This is a genomic window from Gordonia sp. IEGM753, assembly GCF_050321825.1.
GTDB lineage: Bacteria > Pseudomonadota > Gammaproteobacteria > Pseudomonadales > Pseudomonadaceae > Aquipseudomonas.
Genome location: NZ_JBNQGB010000001.1, coordinates 669,736 through 685,370, shown reverse-complemented (window position 1 = coordinate 685,370; position 15,635 = coordinate 669,736). Strand labels below are relative to the sequence as shown.

At 59.4% G+C, this 15,635-nt stretch carries 11 protein-coding genes; all 11 read right to left on the bottom strand.

All coding sequences use genetic code 11. The features are described 5' to 3' along the window. Positions 1 to 2 precede the first annotated feature (2 nt). On the bottom strand, positions 3 to 539 hold the full coding sequence (locus tag ACQR3R_RS03140; protein ID WP_428270542.1) for a carboxymuconolactone decarboxylase family protein: 537 nt from the start codon (positions 537 to 539) through the stop codon (positions 3 to 5). A 74-nt stretch (positions 540 to 613) separates the two neighbouring features. After that, positions 614 to 2,134 (bottom strand): 4-hydroxyphenylacetate 3-hydroxylase N-terminal domain-containing protein, encoded by a 1,521-nt coding sequence (locus tag ACQR3R_RS03135; RefSeq protein WP_428270541.1) that lies wholly within the window; start codon positions 2,132 to 2,134, stop codon positions 614 to 616. Between the two features lie 175 nt (positions 2,135 to 2,309). Continuing rightward, positions 2,310 to 3,158: an aldolase/citrate lyase family protein gene (locus ACQR3R_RS03130; protein ID WP_428270540.1), complete on the bottom strand. Its 849-nt coding sequence runs from the start codon at positions 3,156 to 3,158 to the stop codon at positions 2,310 to 2,312. Further along, positions 3,158 to 4,351 (bottom strand): CoA transferase, encoded by a 1,194-nt coding sequence (locus tag ACQR3R_RS03125; RefSeq protein ID WP_428270539.1) that lies wholly within the window; start codon positions 4,349 to 4,351, stop codon positions 3,158 to 3,160. Before ACQR3R_RS03125 ends, ACQR3R_RS03130 begins: the two co-directional genes overlap by 1 nt. 11 nt (positions 4,352 to 4,362) lie before the next feature. Further along, complete coding sequence (locus tag ACQR3R_RS03120) at positions 4,363 to 5,529, bottom strand: acyl-CoA dehydrogenase family protein (RefSeq protein WP_428270538.1); 1,167 nt, start codon at positions 5,527 to 5,529, stop codon at positions 4,363 to 4,365. A 102-nt stretch (positions 5,530 to 5,631) separates the two neighbouring features. Next, positions 5,632 to 6,489, bottom strand: a complete 858-nt coding sequence (locus tag ACQR3R_RS03115) for an FAS1-like dehydratase domain-containing protein (RefSeq protein ID WP_428270537.1) — start codon at positions 6,487 to 6,489, stop codon at positions 5,632 to 5,634. Between the two features lie 14 nt (positions 6,490 to 6,503). Beyond that, complete coding sequence (gene lpdA / locus ACQR3R_RS03110; RefSeq protein WP_428270536.1) at positions 6,504 to 8,315, bottom strand: dihydrolipoyl dehydrogenase; 1,812 nt, start codon at positions 8,313 to 8,315, stop codon at positions 6,504 to 6,506. A 10-nt stretch (positions 8,316 to 8,325) separates the two neighbouring features. Further along, positions 8,326 to 9,645 carry a dihydrolipoyllysine-residue acetyltransferase gene (gene aceF / locus ACQR3R_RS03105; protein WP_428270535.1) on the bottom strand — a complete coding sequence of 440 codons (1,320 nt, stop codon included), beginning with the start codon at positions 9,643 to 9,645 and terminating at the stop codon, positions 8,326 to 8,328. Between the two features lie 85 nt (positions 9,646 to 9,730). After that, complete coding sequence (gene mdeB / locus ACQR3R_RS03100) at positions 9,731 to 12,421, bottom strand: alpha-ketoglutarate dehydrogenase (protein WP_428270534.1); 2,691 nt, start codon at positions 12,419 to 12,421, stop codon at positions 9,731 to 9,733. Positions 12,422 to 12,523: 102 nt separating this feature from the next. Beyond that, complete coding sequence (locus ACQR3R_RS03095) at positions 12,524 to 14,458, bottom strand: methyl-accepting chemotaxis protein (RefSeq protein ID WP_428270533.1); 1,935 nt, start codon at positions 14,456 to 14,458, stop codon at positions 12,524 to 12,526. Positions 14,459 to 14,733: 275 nt separating this feature from the next. Beyond that, complete coding sequence (locus ACQR3R_RS03090; protein ID WP_428270532.1) at positions 14,734 to 15,624, bottom strand: NmrA family NAD(P)-binding protein; 891 nt, start codon at positions 15,622 to 15,624, stop codon at positions 14,734 to 14,736. Between the last annotated feature and the right edge of the window lie 11 nt (positions 15,625 to 15,635).

Sequence of the window (15,635 nt, the reverse complement as noted above, 5' to 3'; positions counted from 1 at the left end):
TTTCAGAGCCGAGTAAAGTCAGCTTCGTTGCTCAACTCGAGGGGACCAGTCAACCGACCGGTCATGTTGTACCAACCAATATTGAACAGCAGCGCAAGGCTCTGCTGGGGCCCAAGCGCGCTATGAACAGCGTCCCAAACCTCGGCGCTGACTTGCGCTGGGGCACGGGTAGCATCACGTGCCAGACGCAGTACCGCTTTTTCCAGATCAGAGAAAAGCAGGCTCTTTTCAAAATCCCACAGCGCCAGCATTTGCTCTTTCGATACGCCTTCCTTGATGGCCCGGTTCCAATGCGGATCGTGTTCGTAACGCGTGCCCATGGTCTGGCACGACATCACAATCGCCATCTCACGCAATTTGGGATCGATGCCATAGCCTTGGCGAACGGCGTCGGCCATGGGGATAAACACTTCGAGGATCTCTGGACAAATGGCCAGCGTCCGAAAGATCTGTGCGCTGGGTGCGTGACCACGCTTGGCACGCAGCAATGCAAATGCTTCAGGTGCTTCGTCTGGGGTTGGCAGGTTAATACGAGGCATACAAAACTCCGCACATTATTGTTGTTAGTCAGCTGCCGCAGCGTGGCGATTAAAATGACTGCGGCAGCCGTCGACTATTGGCCGTTGATCCGCTGATCCCATTCGTTATTGCGATCAAGGAACGCCCACACGCGGTCTTGTGCCTCGCGAGCACCCGGGTACCGCTCGCCGCGCATCTGTGCGTTGCGCCACGGGTCACCCGAGAAGAACTTCTCGTACAAATTCTGGCGTCCGGCAAACGACGAGCAAGAGGCATCCCACGCCAGGCGCAACAGTTGCATCTTGCGTTCAGCCGGAATGTCGGCACCGGCGCAGTAACGTTCGATGGCCGGACCGTTTTCGCTGTAGAGATCCTCGACGGTTGGCGCAACCACCACGTTGCCGGCACCCAAAAGCTGCAAGATCTCCAGCGCCCGGGCATGCATCGTCGGGTATTGGGCGCGCACCACGTTCAGCGGCTGCTCGTACGGCACCACAGTGCCGCCAGGGCCGGGAATGCAATCGATTTCGGCCACGCGAATCATGGCGCGCAGGGTTTCGACATACGCGACCAGTTCGGACAGTTGAACCATCACATTGGGGAAACGACTGTGGTTCACTTCCGTCAAGTTGTAGGCAATACCCAGCAAGAACTCCATCTTCGCCAAGGAGCGCGTAGCCGACTGATGTGAGCCATGCGGGCCTGAGGGCGATTTCATGGCCGACTCCACAGCTTTGATGCTGCGGTACATGAAGACGCGTTCCCACGGGATGAACGCTTCGTCAAACCACAGAACCGCATCCATCTCGTCCATCCGCGCCGTGAGCGGGTCGTTGGCAAAGTGGCCCTTCGTCGGGAACGAAGGACGGCAAATCATCTTCATCCCGGGCGTGTCGATGGGCGCTGCAAATCCGACGGCATAGGCCTCGGCGTCTGCCACCAGCGGGAATTTCGCTGCGGCTGGCATGATCAGCACTTCGTTGGCCAATGGGCCGAGAGTTGCGACCGAACGCGCACCGGACACGTAGATGCCCGCATCGGATTCGCGGACGACGCGCATCACCATATCGCCTGGCTGTTCGAACATCTGCAGTCGTTTGTCGATATCCGGCGACACCAGTGAGTGCGTCAGCGCGAGGTCGTTTTCACGAATGAACTCATGGTATTTCAGAATGTTCTGACCGAATTGTTCGCCACCTGCGGCGAACAGCTCATGGGCCGAGGCATGGGCGCTGACCATGACATTCAGGAAGTCGGGCGTACGCCCCATCATGCCGCCCACGGCATCCATCCAGGTCTTCATCATTTCGCGGCGCAGACGCAGGTCTTCGGCAGAGCGAGGCAGCATGAACGAACGCCCCACACGCGCACCGGAGGACGGCGAGAGGAACGTCATCTTGTCCTGCAAGGCCGGATCACATTGAATGTCATACAGATCGGCGATGGATTGAATCGCACCACGGAAACGACGATCAACCGTCACATCCTTGATGCGCTCGCCATCAATCCACACCGAACGACCGTCTTGCAAAGAAGCGATGTAGTCGGCGCCGTTGCGTACGCCTGTTCGGGCTCCACTCATGGCAGTCGATTTTTTGTTTGCGTTGTTTTCCATGGGTAATGCTCCTGCATTTGAAACGTTTGGCCTGGGGCGGACATGACCGCTTCAGGTGGAATTCAGCGGCTGCTTCCAAGCCTTGATGGTAGGGAGACAGGCAGGATTTAAGAATTTGTTAATTGGATGAAGAGCTGTTCCAAAATCGAAAAGAGCGCACAACGTCTGGTGACGTTCATAGACCGAACTCCGCGGCCAACGCGAGAATGTTCCTCGCCCGCGCCATCACCGGCGCATCGACCATGCGGCCATCGAGCACAACCACTGCACCGGCGGCAGCGTCAGCCAGACGACAGACGGCTTGTGCCCATTCGATGTCCTGTGCCGACGGCGTGAAAGCAGCGCCAGCCTCGGCAACCTGACTGGGATGGATCAGCAACTGGCCACTGAACCCGTGCCGACGCGCACGCTTGGCGTACCGAGCCAGGCCCGCCTGATCGCCGATCACGGTGAACACGCCATCGACTGGGGCTGGCAATCGTGCGCGCTGGCTTGCGAGCACCAGCATTGCGCGCCAAGGCAGGAACACCAGTTCCTCGGGGTCCGATTCGTCGGGTATCAGATCGAGTTCGACGGCCAGGTCCAGCTTGCCGAACATCAAACGGGCGCAGCCACGCGCCCCGGCGATGTGCGGTAGCGCTTCGATGCCCTGCCCGGTTTCCACAATGCACAGCACCGGTTTGCCACTGGTGTCATAGGCATGCTCGACCTGCGCTGCGCTGTCCGCTTTTGGCAGCATCACGGCGCCGACGCCTGTGTGCTGACAGGCCGCCAGGTCTTCCTCATGCCAGGGTGTGTCGCACGCATTGATCCGCACGCTGACCTGCTCATCGGGGTTGGCATCCAGCCAGTCCAACAAGGCCTGCCGCGCAGCCGGTTTATCAGCCGGTGCAACCGCGTCTTCGAGGTCGACAACGACCACATCGGCGCCACTGGCCAGAGCCTTGGCAATGCGCTCGGGGCGGCTAGCGGGAACAAAAAGGAAGGTTCGTGCGCGCATCAGATTCAATTGCCTGCTTGCCATCACACCACCTTCCTTTCGCGCAATTCGGCTGCGCGATCCGTGTAGCCGAGTTCTTCAAGGATCGCCGCCGTGTGCTCACCCAGTGCCGGCACGGGCCCCATTCGCGCGGGACGCTCACCGCCCATGCCGGGTGGTTGCAGCGCGGGCACCGGCCCTGAAGGTGTCTGCACACTCGTCCAGCGCTTGCGCGCCTCAAGTTGTGGATGGTTCCAGATGTCACTCATCGTGCTGACGTTGGCGTTGGCGATGTCAGCCGCATCGAGGCGGGCCATTACTTCGTCGGCAGTGAGGCTGGCGAAGCTCTGTTCGATGAGTTTGCTCAACACCTCTCGGTTGGCGGTGCGCCGCGCGTTGCTGGCAAAGCGCACATCCATGGCAAGTGCCGCGTCGCCCAATAGTTTGTCGCAGAACACTGCCCACTCACGTTCGTTCTGCAGGCCGAGCATGACGGTACGGCCGTCGCCAGCGCGGAACGGCCCGTAAGGGTAAATCGTTGCGTGGGATGCACCCGTGCGGCGCGGCGGCTCTTGTCCTTCGTAGGCGTAGTACATCGGGAAGCCCATCCACTCGACCATCGCGTCGATCATTGCGATCTCGATGCGGCGGCCACGCCCGGTTTTACCGCGCTCAATCAACGCGGCGAGGATATTGGTGTAGGCATACATGCCGGCCGCGATGTCGGCGATCGATATGCCGGCCTTGACCTGTTCGTCGGGCGTACCGGTGATCGACAGGAAGCCCGCCTCGCTCTGAATCAGCAAGTCATAGGCCTTCTTTTCGGTGTACGGACCACCCTCGCCGTACCCTGAGATGTCGCACACGATCAGCTTCGGATTTTTCGCCGCGAGCGCCTCGAACGACAATCCCATTCGGGCCGCAGCGCCGGGTGCAAGGTTCTGCACCAGCACATCGGCCTCGGCCAGGAGTGTCATTAAAATCTCCTGCGCCTCGGGTTGTTTCAGGTCCAGGGTGAGGCTTTCTTTCGAGCGATTGACCCAGACAAAATGCGAGGCAAGCCCATCGACGCGGTCGTCATAGGCGCGTGCAAAATCACCGCTGCCTGGGCGCTCGACCTTGATCACGCGGGCCCCCATATCAGCGAGATGACGCGTCGCCAACGGGGCGGCTATCGCGTGCTCGAGCGAGATCACGGTGATGCCTTCGAGCGCAAGTACCGGTTTGGTATCAGCCATTGGCAGAGTCCTCAGAAAGAACGCGGCAACCCGAGCAGGTGCTCGGCGACGTAGGAATAGATCAAGTTGGTAGAGATTGGCGCGACCTGGTACAGACGGGTCTCACGGAACTTGCGCTCAATGTCGTATTCGTTGGCAAAGCCGAAACCACCGTGGGTCTGCATGCACACGTTGGCGGCTTCCCACGACGCCTTGGCAGCGAGGTACTTGGCCATGTTGGCTTGGGCGCCGCAGGGTTGGTGTGCGTCGAACAACTGGCACGCTTTGAAACGCATCAAATTGGCGGCTTCGATCTCGATGAAGGCATCGGCGATAGGGAATTGCACCCCTTGGTTTTGACCGATCGGACGGTCGAACACCACGCGCTCGTTGGCATACTTGACGGCGCGCTCCATGAACCAATAACCGTCGCCGATGCATTCGGCGGCGATCAGCGTGCGCTCGGCGTTAAGCCCGTCGAGGATGTATTTGAAGCCCTTGCCCTCCTCACCGATCAGGTTCTCCTCGGGAATCTCCAGGCTGTCGAAGAACAGCTCATTGGTCTCGTGGTTCACCATGTTGGGAATCCGCTGTACGGTGAGGCCTTTTCCGATCGCGTCCTTGAGGTCAACGATGAAAATTGACATACCTTCCGACTTTCTCTTCACCTCGGTCAGTGGCGTGGTACGTGCGAGCAAGATCATCAGGTCGGAGTGCTGCACCCGCGAGATCCATACCTTTTGCCCGTTGACGACGTAGCGTCCATCCTTCTTCACCGCGTTCGTTTTGATCTTGGTGGTGTCAGTACCGGTAGTCGGCTCGGTGACCGCCATCGACTGGATGCGCAACTCACCCGAAGCGATCTTCGGCAGGTACTTTTCTTTCTGTGCGTTGCTGCCGTTACGTAACAGCGTGCTCATGTTGTACATCTGGCCATGCACCGCGCCGGAGTTGCCGCCCGAACGGTTGATTTCTTCCATGATCACAGACGCTTCGGTGAGCCCCAAACCCGAGCCGCCGTACTCCTCAGGGATCATCGCCGAGAGCCAGCCGGCGCCGATCAGCGCGTCGACAAACGCCTCGGGGTAGGCACGCTGTTCATCGATTTTGCGGAAATACTCGTCCGGAAACTCACTGCACAAAGCACGTACGGCATCACGGATTTCCTGGTGTTCATCGGGGGCATAGAGCATGGTCATGGCGGTTTCCTGTCTTGTATGTGGCAATCTCGGCGCAGCGGCGCCCTTGGCGCTTCTGCACGGCGGCACCTTTTTTTCAAAGCTCTTCGTTGCGTTAGCTGATCAGTCGAACGTGACGTCAGCCTTCATCGTCTGGCGCCCTTCGCAGTCGGCCCACAAATCGGCGCTGGTCGGACCCGTGAGCTGACCGCAAACATCAAAATCCTCGGTATCGAAAAGTGGCCCGACTGCGCGGAATTCGAAACGTCGAATACGTTTCTCCGGGTGCGCGGCGCGAAAGGCCTGGAGCAGCAACGTGGCGGCCAGCGGCCCGTGCACAACGAGCCCCGGATAACCTTCTTCCTGAGTCACGTAGGGTTTGTCGTAATGGATACGGTGGGCGTTGAACGTCAGCGCCGAGTAACGAAACAACAAGACCGGATCGGGATGGATTCGCTGGCGAAATCCGGCGCTGCCTTCAACCGCCGCGCCGGCGAGCGCAGCACCTTTCGCAGCGGGCTGGCGGTAGACGATGTCCTGTTCCTCGACCACGCACACACCCCGCTCACCCGACACCGTGTGCTCGACAGTCACGAACACCAGTTCGCCATTGCGTCCGGTTTTGCGCTCGCAACGCACTATCCGCGATACCCGAGAGACGGCCTCGCCGACCCGCAGCGGCTGCTCGAAACTCAGGCGGCCACCGGCCCACATACGGTTGGGCAGGTCCACTGGCGGCAGGAAGCCGCCGCGTTTTGGGTGCCCGTCACAGCCGATTTCACTGTGTCGAGCGTTGGGCGTGAAGTACACCCAATGCCACAGAGCAGGTAATTCGGCGCCTTCTTCAAAGGTATCGGGATCAAGATCGAGCGTGGCGGCAAGCGCCTGAGCGATCCGCTGGTCGATACGGTCGTTGCGCACTTCCTCGCGGCCCACCCACTGGGTCAAGTCCGATAGGGTTGCCTCATTGCTGCCGGTCATTCTCATCTCCTCCCTCACACAGCCTGTGCGCGACGCGCCGCTGGCAAGTCAGTGCAACTGCCATGGGCCACTTCTGCCGCCATCCCCACGGTTTCACCCAATGTCGGATGGGGGTGGATGGTCTTGCCGATATCCACGGCGTCAGCGCCCATTTCGATGGCCAGACAAACTTCACTGATCAGGTCGCCGGCACCGGTGCCGACGATGCCTCCACCGACCACCCGACGCGTTTCGGCATCGAACAAAAGCTTGGTGAAACCTTCATCGCGACCGTTGGCAATTGCGCGTCCAGAGGCGGCCCACGGGAACACCGCAGCCTCAACGTTAACGCCTTTGTCTTTGGCTTCTTGCTGCGTAAGCCCGGCCCAGGCGACTTCCGGGTTGGTGTAGGCCACGCCCGGTATCTGCAACGCATCGAACCGGCTGCGCGCAAGTTCTGGATTGTTCAAGGCTTCACCCGCCGCCACTTCAGCGGCGACGTGCCCTTCGTGAACCGCTTTGTGTGCAAGCATCGGCTGACCGACGATGTCGCCGATCGCAAAGATATGCGGCACGTTGGTGCGCATCTGCTTATCGACGGAGATGAATCCGCGTTCACCGACGTGGATGCCCGCGCTGTCAGCACCTAGTTGATCGCCATTGGGTTTGCGCCCCACGGCGACCAGTACCAGGTCATAACATTGCGGTTCCGTGGGGGCTTTTTCACCCTCGAACGTCACCCAGATGCCTTGCTCGCTGGCCTCGGCTTTCACTGTGCGGGTTTTCAACATCACGTGGTCGAACCGGTGGCTGTTGTGCTTTTCCCAGACCTTCACCAGATCGCGATCAGGTCCTTGCATCAAGCCATCCATCATCTCGACCACATCGATACGTGCGCCCAGGGCCGAATAGACGGTGGCCATCTCGAGACCAATAATTCCGCCGCCTATTACCAGCATGCGCTTGGGTACGGCCCTGAGTTCCAGTGCGCCGGTGGAATCAACGATGCGTGGATCCTTCGGCATGAAGGGCAACTTGACAGCCTGGCTGCCTGCAGCGATCACGCATTGCTTGAAGCGAATGACCTGCTTTTCGCCTGTCTGGTCCTGGCCGGAACCCAAGCAGAGTGCGACCTCGATATGATGGGCGTCCAGAAAACGACCGAAGCCACGCACGACCGCAACCTTTCGCCCCTTGGCCATCCCGGCGAGCCCGCCAGTCAATTTGTCGACCACCGATTGTTTGTGAGCACGCAACTTGTGGATATCAACATTACCGGCACCGAAATCGATACCCAGCGTGGCCAGATGCGGCACTTTCTCCATCACCGAAGCAACGTGCAGCAACGCTTTGGAGGGGATGCAACCAACGTTCAAGCACACGCCCCCAAGCGAGGCATAGCGCTCGACCAACAGGGTTTTTTGCCCTAGATCCGCAGAACGAAAAGCCGCGGAATATCCGCCAGGACCACCGCCCAATACCAACACGTCGCACTCCAGATCAGCGCTGCGGGCGTGGGCGGAAGCAACTTCGGTAGCCTTCGAATGTGCAGACACGGACGCTACAGCGGCAACGACCGGCGAAGGCGATGGCTGGGCTGCCAGGTCACTCGACTCCAGCGTCAACAACACGCTGCCTTCCGATACTTTCTCGCCGATCTTGACCAGAATGTTCTTGACCACGCCGGCGGCAGAGGACGGGACATCCATCGTGGCCTTGTCGGATTCAAGCGTGCAGATGGCGTCATCGACTTTAACCACGTCGCCTACCTTGACCAGCACCTCGATCACCGGCATTGCAGCAGCGTCGCCGATGCCTGGCATTTTCACTTCGATAACCTGACTCATAGGCGCTCCCTCAAAGAGTAATTCGACGGAAATCAGCCAACAGAGCAGCCAGATACTGGAGGAAACTCGCCGCGGCAGCGCCATCCACAACGCGGTGATCCCATGACATTGCCAAGGGCAGAATCAGTCGAGGCACAAACCCACTGCCGTTCCAATGCGGTCTGATTTGAGCGCGAGTAACGCCAAGAATGGCCACTTCCGGTGCATTGATAATCGGCGTAAAACCGGTTCCACCAATGCCACCCAGGCTCGAGACGGTAAAGGTTCCACCCGTCATATCTGCAGGACCCAACTTGCCGTCCCGGGCTTTGCGCGCCAACTCGCCACATTCGGTGGCGATCTGGCCGATGCCCTTTTGATCGGCATCGCGAATCACCGGCACTACCAGCCCGTTCGGTGTGTCAGCGGCAAAACCGATGTGGTAGTACTGCTTCAAGATCAGGATTGGCTCGCCGTCTTCGTGGCCCAACGAGCTGTTGAACTGCGGGAAGGCTTTGAGGGTGGCGACCGCAGCCTTGATCAGGAACGCCAGCAGGGTGTACTTGGTCGCGTCCTTGCCCCCCTCGTGGTTGAGCTGAACCCGAAACGCTTCAAGCTCGGTGATATCCACTTCTTCGTTGTTGGTGACGTGGGGAATCATCACCCAGTTGCGCGAGAGGTTGGCGCCGGAGATTTTCTTGATTCGCGACAGGGCAACCTTCTCGATACTGCCGAATTTGGCAAAGTCGACGTCCGGCCAAGGCAGCAGATTGAGTCCGCTTGATTGACCGGCACGTTGCGTCGAACTGTCCAGACGAACCAAAGCGTCCTTGACGAAGCGTTCGACATCCTCACGAAGCATCCGCCCGCCCTTGCCTGTGGCCACCACTTTCGTCACGTCCACACCCAATTTGCGCGCATAGCTGCGGACCGAAGGACTGGCGTGAGGCTTCACGCCGGATGCATTGACCGCGGGCACAACAGCGGATACCGGCGCAATGGGCGTTGCAACGACAGACGCCGGTGCCGGTGCCGGTGCCGGTGCCGGTGAATCCTTGGCACTGACCTCTGCAACCGCCACAGCGCTCTGAATGCCAGGTGCTTCATCGCCAGCCATCTGCAACATGAGGATCGAACTGCCCTTGGACACCCGATCCCCTTCCTTGATCGTCACCGACACAACGGTGCCGGCACCGGGGCTTGGAACATCCATTGATGCCTTGTCCGATTCCAGGGTCAGCAAAGGATCATCGAACGCTACCTTGTCGCCCGGTTTGACTAACACCTCGATCACCGGGAGGTCTTTGAAGTCCCCGATGTCAGGGACATGAATCTCTCTGATTTCACTCATGACTTACCATCGCCCAGAAATAGATCCGTTGCGGGTTAACGCAACGGAGGGAGCGCTCATCGAGCGCATGCGAAGACAAAACCTGTCAGCACGTCCACGGCGCCGGGCGATCACCCTTCAGGCCGTAGCGCTCAATGGCTTCGGCCAATACCTGACGCGGCAACGCGCCGTCACGTACCAAACCGTCCAGCGCTGCCAGAACCACCTGGTGACGATCAACCTCAAAGAAACTGCGCAAGGCTGCGCGGGTATCACTGCGGCCAAACCCGTCGGTTCCCAGCGCAATAAAGCGAGCATCGATGTAGCTGGCGATGAGTTGAGGCCAGGCGCGCACATAGTCTGAGGCGACAATGACCGGCGCATCTCCGGTGAGGGAGGCACACAGATGGCTGACCTGTTCAGGTTCAGAGGGGTTCAGGCGATTGTGTCGCTCAACTTCCCGCGCTTCCCGGGCCAGTTCGCTGAAACTGGTGACACTCCAGACCTCGCTCGACACCTGCCAGTCAGCAGCCAGCAATTCAGATGCTGCAATCACTTCGCGCAGGATGGTTCCGCTGCCCAGCAATCGCACCGAGCCACGCGACGAGGGAGCGTCGGTCAAGGCATAGCGGTACATACCGCGAATGATTTGATCCTCGATGCCGGACGGCAAAGAAGGTTGGGCGTAGTTCTCGTTCATCACCGTGATGTAGTAGAACTCGTCGACATCGCGCTCCATCATCTGCCGCATGCCATGGTCGACAATCACCGCCAGTTCGCCCGCGAACGCCGGGTCATAGGCACGGCAGTTGGGAACGGTGGCAGCCACCACATGGCTACTGCCATCCTGGTGCTGAAGTCCTTCGCCCCCCAACGTCGTTCGCCCTGCGGTGGCGCCCAGCAAGAAGCCGCGAGCTCGTTGGTCGGCCGCGGCCCAGATCAGGTCCCCGACACGCTGAAAACCAAACATCGAGTAGTAAATGTAGAACGGCAGCATCGGCTTGCCGTGAGCGCTGTAGGAAGTCGCGGCAGCCACCCAGGAAGACAATGCGCCCGCCTCTGTAATGCCTTCCTCCAACAGCTGACCGTCGCGGGCTTCACGGTAATAAAGCATCGAGCCGGCGTCTTCTGGCTCGTAAAGTTGCCCCAGTGGCGAGTAGATACCAATCTGGCGAAACAGGTTGGCCATACCAAAGGTACGCGCCTCGTCCGCGACGATCGGGACGATTCGTGGCCCCAGCTCTTTGTCTTTGAGCAAGCCGCCGAGCATCCGTACCACCGCCATGGTGGTGGACATCTCTTTGCCGTCGGCCTCGAACGCAAACCGCGCGTAGTCAGCCAGGGCTGGCACCGCGATGTGCTCGACGCCCTTCTGCCGCGCAGGCATGTAGCCGCCCAACGTCGCTCTGCGCTCACGCAGGTAACGCATTTCCTGGCTGTCTTCGGCCGGGCGATAGAAGCGCAATTGAGCGACATCGTCGTCGGAAAGCGGCAGCGCGAAACGATCACGGAACGCCTTGAGCGCATCGATATCCAGCTTCTTGGCCTGGTGCGACGTCATGCGGGACTCGCCGGCACCGCCCATGCCGTAACCTTTCTTGGTTTTGGCCAGAATGACTGTCGGACGTCCCTTGTGCGCCTTGGCAGCGGCGAACGCGGCGTGCAGCTTGCGGAAATCGTGACCACCTCGCTTCAGGGCATCAATCTCGGCATCGGACATGTGCGAGACCAACTCTTTGACTTCTGGATCTTGCTGGAAGAAGTGCAGCAGGTTGTAGGCACCGTCCTTGGACCCCAGCGTCTGGTATTGACCATCGACGGTCTGGGCAAAGCGTTGCAACAGGGCATTGTGAGTGTCCCGGGCGAACAACGGGTCCCAGTCCGAGCCCCAAATAACCTTGACCACATTCCAGCCTGCGCCGGTAAACAGCGCTTCGAGCTCTTGAATGACCTGACCATTGCCACGCACCGGACCATCCAGCCGCTGCAAGTTGCAATTGACGATAAAGGTGAGGTTATCGAGCTTTTCGCGCGCCGCGAGCGTGAGTCCTGCAATCGATTCTGGCTCGTCCATTTCACCGTCGCCAAATACGCCCCAGACATGACGCTCGCTGGTCTGGGCAAGGTTGCGGTGCTCGAGGTAGCGCATGTAACGCGCTTGATAGACAGCACTGATGGGGCCGATGCCCATTGATCCTGTCGGGAACTGCCAGAAGTCCGGCATCAACCACGGATGTGGATAGGAACTCAGCCCATTGCCGCCGACTTCCTGGCGATAGTTCGCCAATTGTTCCTCGGACAATCTGCCCTCAAGGAACGCACGGGCATAGACACCGGGTGCCGAATGCGGCTGGTAAAACACCAGATCGCCGCCGTGACTTTCGTCACGGGCACGGAAGAAGTGGTTGAAGCCAACCTCGAAGATTTCGGCGGCGGACGCATAACTTGCGATATGCCCACCCAGATCTCCGTAGGCCTGGTTCGCGCGCACCACCATGGCCAATGCATTCCAGCGAATGATCGATGTAATCCGTTCCTCGACAGCAAGGTCACCTGGATAGGGACCCTGCCTTTCAATCGGAATTGTGTTCCGGTAGGCCGAGTACGGATGCACATGCGAGGTGATGCCCAGTGCTCTTGCGTGTTGCTCTAACTGTTTAAGCAGGAACTGGCCACGTTCGGATCCGCCATCACGTACGACGGCCTCCAGCGACTCCAGCCACTCCTGCGTTTCCTCACGGTCAATGTCCATCGAGGACATTGATCCGGTGATCGAATTTTCGTTTAGCGAACTCATGTCTGCCTCCACTCTTATTGTTGTCAGCTTCGAGATAAACCGACAGAACGTGCCGCCGCACCAAGCTTCATTGCTGAAAAATCCGGCATTAATGAACCCATCTCAGATCGTCGTCCGAAAGCCTCCAACCGCCGCGTTAAGCGCCCCGCCCACTTGTTCCAACCCACGCACAGACTCTTCCAGCAACCCGCTGGCAGCGGTGCTTTGCTCGGCAACCGCGCGAACCCGCTGCATATTTCCGCCCACCTGTTCCGCCACCGCACTTTGTTGTTCGGCCGCCGCAGCGATCTGCTGGCTCATCTGCTCCACGGTGGATACCGCCGAGGCAATTTCCTGCAGCGCTTGGGATGCCTGTGCGGCAAGTACTACGCTCTCGCCGGTCAGCACCTGGCTTCCCTGCAAGCGGCTGGACGCCTGCTCGGCCACGGTGCGCAGCTGCTGAATGATCGCGGCGATGTCATCGGTAGAGGCTTGTGTGCGTCGCGCCAGGTTGCGTACCTCGTCCGCCACCACTGCGAAACCACGACCATTTTCGCCGGCACGTGCCGCTTCAATCGCAGCATTCAGGGCCAGCAGGTTGGTCTGTTCAGCCAAGGCCTTGATCACATCAAGCACCTTGCCGATGGCCGCACTCTCGTTGAGCAGCGAGCCCATGGACTCGCAGCATCCGCTCATTTCCTGGGCCAGATGACCGATCTTGGTCGTCGCCTGACGCACCAGTTCTTCGCCCTTGCGCGCCTGACTATCGGCCTGATCGACGGCCTCGCGGGTTTGGCTGGTATTGCGCGCGACGTCTTGGGCAGTGGCAGACATCTGTTGCATGGCAGTGGCCGCCAATTCAATTTCCTCGCGCTGCGAATCGACCCCCTGACGTGTACGTTCGGTCACCTGCACCAGGCCGCTGGCAGCCTGGTTCAACTGCCCGACACCCAGGCCAATCCGGCCGATCAGGGCACGCAAACTGTCGAGCATCACGCCGACGCTGCCGAGCAATTGCCCCAGCTCATCTCGACGTCCAGATGCATCGATCTGTGCGCTGAGGTCGCCGGATGCCACTCGCCCGGTCAACTCGACAGCCTGGCGCAACGGCTGCAAGATCAAGTGGCGAATCAACAGGCTCGCACCGATGCCGAGACTCAGCGCCAACAGCACAATTGCCCCAAGCAACCGCGATACTCGCTGACTCATGGAGTGCGAGGCCTGCACCTGGGCGACGCGGGCCGCGCCCAGCAATGCGCTGACCTTGTCAGCCGCGACATTCATCGCGGCTTGGCTATCAGTGGTTTGATCACGGCTCGCGGCGTAACCGTTGAATGCTGCGCGATACTCATCCAGCGCCGCACGCGCCTGGGTCAGCGATTCGCGCTCGGAACCTTCGAGCCGTAGCTCCAGATTCTCCATATACGAGCGCAGCTCAATAACGCGCGCCTCCCACGCGTTGCGCACATCGGTGCTGCCTTGCACAGTGAAATAGAGTTCGCTGTCACGCAGGTTTGCCAGTTTGTCGCGCAGCGTGGAGGCTTGTTCAAGTTGCAGCATGCGCACCGAGTCGGCCGGCTGCGCGCGCGAGGCCAGCAGGTTGACTGCGTCGAGCTGATCAAGCATCACCACGGTGAATCGCTCGCCAAGCACCTGAGCCAGTTGCTGCATGCGCAGGCGAGCCTCGCGGGCATTGCGCTGCGCTTGCGCATAACGTTCGAACTGGACGAGGTATATTTTGGCGGCATCGATGGAGTCGCCCTCCTCGGTTTGCGCCGCAGATTTTTCCAGCACTGAGACCAACTCACCGGTGAGGCTGGCCACTGTGTTCGCTTGCTCTTCAGCCAAGTCCAATCCGAACGCCTTTACCGCAACCTGCGCTTGCAACATCAGCGACTCGACGGATGCGACGTCCTTCATCTTCTCGGCGCGTATTTCGAGCACGTTGAAGGCGTAAAACGCGGTCGCTGCAACGCCTAAGGTCGACAACAGAACCAAACCGAAACCCAGCGACAACTTGGTGCCTACAGAGAGGTTGCCCAGCGCACGAGCAATCATAGGAGCGCGCCTTCGCACAATGGTGAGGCAGGTCTGAACCAAAGCGGAAACGGCAGAGGGCACCATGGCAAACTGAGCATATGAGGGCTTCTTGTTGTTGTTTTTCGATTTGAGGCAAGCTGCATTTGCAGCGTTTAAAGCCTATCTCCTATGCGTGCAGCTCGGCCAATGGCCAATAATGATGCGAGTCAGTTGAAACGCTAATAGCCTCCAACCTCCCCGCTGAGCCGTCGCATTGCACGAGCGGCTCCCCGAACAGAAATGTGCTTACCGTATCAATCAGAACGTGTTTTCAGTGCACTCAGAAAGCTTGCGTATTCCCTGCGGACGAACGCGTCGAAGGTGGTGGGCGCACGGCCAAGGAGAAAGGACAGCACGTTGGCGTTACCGACGAAGTCGTGGTTGCTGTAGTACGTGGCGATAGCGAGGTTCATCCGCAACATGTGCTGGAGCGCAACAGGGTCAAGACTGCCGAACCGCTCGCGGACGAACACTTCGACATCGAAGCGCTCGACCGTCACCTCGCGCCCTATCACATTCGCAGCGACCTGCCCGATGTCGTACGCGGTGAAGCGACCGGGACTGACCAACTCATAAGTAGCGCCGGCGTGACGCTCGCGGTCAGATAAAACCAGTGCTACCACGTCGGTAACGTCTTCCAGGTCCACCATCGATTGTCGCTTGTCCAACGCCCACGCCAAGCGGAACACGCCTTCTTCGAAAACCGCTTTCATTCGAGAAGGCATCATGTAGTTGGCGGGCTGCAAGATGGTGTAATCGAGCCCTGAGGCCAGCAGATATTCTTCAATGTCGCGCTTGATCTCATGCTGGATCAAATCGCTGGCGATGGCGTGGAGCACGGAGCTGAAAACAAAATGGCCCACACCGGCAGCTTTTGCAGCATCAATCATCGCGAAACCCATTGCGCGCTCATCCTGATGCAGCGTCGGCCCGATGTGGTACACGCTTTTGATGCCCTTCATCGCCTGGGCAATAAACACCGGATCGACAATATCTCCCACTAGTACCTGCTGCACGCCGAGCGCTCGCAGTTGAGCGGCCGACGCTTCGGTTCTTACACAAGCGCGCACCTGATGGCCGGACGCGAGCAGCTTGGGTATAAGCCGCTTGCCCTGATTGCCATTAGCCGAGGTGATGAGAATCATTGAAGGTATCT

What these genes read in the sequence shown, in the direction of transcription:
- ACQR3R_RS03140 (WP_428270542.1), bottom strand. Translation starts at nt 539, where the DNA reads ATGCCTCGTATTAACCTGCCAACCCCAGACGAAGCACCTGAAGCATTT.
- ACQR3R_RS03135 (WP_428270541.1), bottom strand. Translation starts at nt 2,134, where the DNA reads ATGGAAAACAACGCAAACAAAAAATCGACTGCCATGAGTGGAGCCCGA.
- ACQR3R_RS03130 (WP_428270540.1), bottom strand. Translation starts at nt 3,158, where the DNA reads ATGGCAAGCAGGCAATTGAATCTGATGCGCGCACGAACCTTCCTTTTT.
- ACQR3R_RS03125 (WP_428270539.1), bottom strand. Translation starts at nt 4,351, where the DNA reads ATGGCTGATACCAAACCGGTACTTGCGCTCGAAGGCATCACCGTGATC.
- ACQR3R_RS03120 (WP_428270538.1), bottom strand. Translation starts at nt 5,529, where the DNA reads ATGACCATGCTCTATGCCCCCGATGAACACCAGGAAATCCGTGATGCC.
- ACQR3R_RS03115 (WP_428270537.1), bottom strand. Translation starts at nt 6,489, where the DNA reads ATGACCGGCAGCAATGAGGCAACCCTATCGGACTTGACCCAGTGGGTG.
- lpdA (WP_428270536.1), bottom strand. Translation starts at nt 8,315, where the DNA reads ATGAGTCAGGTTATCGAAGTGAAAATGCCAGGCATCGGCGACGCTGCT.
- aceF (WP_428270535.1), bottom strand. Translation starts at nt 9,645, where the DNA reads ATGAGTGAAATCAGAGAGATTCATGTCCCTGACATCGGGGACTTCAAA.
- mdeB (WP_428270534.1), bottom strand. Translation starts at nt 12,421, where the DNA reads ATGAGTTCGCTAAACGAAAATTCGATCACCGGATCAATGTCCTCGATG.
- ACQR3R_RS03095 (WP_428270533.1), bottom strand. Translation starts at nt 14,458, where the DNA reads ATGATTGCTCGTGCGCTGGGCAACCTCTCTGTAGGCACCAAGTTGTCG.
- ACQR3R_RS03090 (WP_428270532.1), bottom strand. Translation starts at nt 15,624, where the DNA reads ATGATTCTCATCACCTCGGCTAATGGCAATCAGGGCAAGCGGCTTATA.